Here is an 821-nt window from a genome sequence, read left to right as displayed (position 1 = left end):
CTGGCGCGTAAGCAAGGCCGTGCGATGAAAAAACGCGGTGAGGATTATGTGCTGCGCTGTCCGTTCCATCACGAGAAAACGCCCTCAATGGTGATATCGCCGGCTAAGAACCTGTATCACTGCTTTGGCTGTGGCGCAGCGGGGTCGGTGCTGGACTGGGTGATACAAACGGAAGGCGTGACGCTGAAAATCGCTATCCGCCGGCTGCGGGAGCTGGCCGGGCTGCCGGACATGGACAATGCAGTTATGGCCGCTTCTTCTTTAGCCGTCCCGCCGGGATCACAGTCTGCACCCCTGCCGCGCCCGAAACTGGCCGACCTGGACGATGACGGACAGGCGCTGTTGTATCAGGTGATTGATTTTTATCATCAGAACTTACTGGCGTCACCGGAAGCCAAAGCCTGGCTGGAAAAACGCGGGCTGCATCATCCTGAACTGGTCAGTCACTTTAAGCTGGGGTATGCGGGTCATCACGGTATCAGTGGTTCGGCGGGATTGTTGCCGTCCAAAGACAGTCAGGAAGGTCAGCAGTTGCGCGGCAAGCTATCGGGGCTAGGCGTGTTGCGTACGACCACCCGGCAGGACCACTTCCGGGGCTGCGTCGTGGTGCCGATAATCGGCTGGGCCGAATCGGCCAGTGTGGCCAGCCGCGGGCGGGTGCTGCAACTGTATGGTCGCCGAACCCAGCCGGATTACAAAGTGCTGAAAGACAGCCCAAAGCATCTGTACCTGTCCTCACCCCTGGCCGGGGTCTGGAATGAGGCAGCGATGAAAGCCGCTGCGGAAATTATCCTGTGCGAAGCGCTGATCGATGCCATGAC

At 59.3% G+C, this 821-nt stretch carries 1 protein-coding gene; it reads left to right on the top strand.

Annotated features, from left to right (window positions below; genetic code table 11):
• Window positions 1–821: CHC2 zinc finger domain-containing protein (locus tag EAE93_RS23930; RefSeq protein WP_250151187.1), on the top strand; the 821-nt coding region annotated here is incomplete at both ends.

The organism is Photorhabdus akhurstii, from assembly GCF_018448925.1.
GTDB classification, from domain to species: Bacteria; Pseudomonadota; Gammaproteobacteria; order Enterobacterales; family Enterobacteriaceae; genus Photorhabdus; species Photorhabdus akhurstii.
The sequence above is the reverse complement of the archived record's forward strand: the minus strand, read 5'-3'. Positions and strand labels throughout refer to the sequence as shown.